A 524-nucleotide genomic window follows, 5' to 3' on the forward strand; every position below is an offset into this window, starting at 1 on the left:
TTCTTGTTCATCTCCAGTTGTCGGACATCCATCTGATTTTCCAGTTCCGATACTTTCACCTAAAATAACTGCATATCCTCTCGGAACATAATAATTGCCGTATGAACCAAGATTAACTGCCCCATACGGTTTTCCTTCATACGCATACAATTCTTCATCAACATTATAAACAGGAACGTCTTTTAATCCAGATCGATATGGACTCATTTCATAAATAACAGGAACTTTCACATCTGGATTCGTCTTTGGACGCATAACCTTTACTGATACACGATCTTTTTTACCATCTCGATCACTATCAACTTCTGTCTCTACAAATAGATTTTCTACAATGGCTTCATCAAGTGAATAGATTGGTTTCGTCATCCCATTTTCCAATTGAATTTTCGTATTTGGAGTTAAAGCTTCTGAAACTTGTCCATTTAACTTAACATCATTCTCTTTTACGAAGCTCCCTTCCTTATTTTCCGCATGTGCAGTTATACTAGAAACCCCTGAAGTAATTGTTAAAGATACTATAGCTG

Annotated in this window: 1 protein-coding gene; it reads right to left on the reverse strand. The window is 36.3% G+C overall.

Features of this window, described 5'->3' with window-relative positions:
- Positions 1-524, reverse strand: a 524-nt coding sequence (locus tag AC1DTM_RS31270) for a CocE/NonD family hydrolase (protein ID WP_477001798.1), incomplete at both ends; no start/stop codon positions are given.

The organism is Bacillus sp. P4_D3 (genome assembly GCF_056401855.1).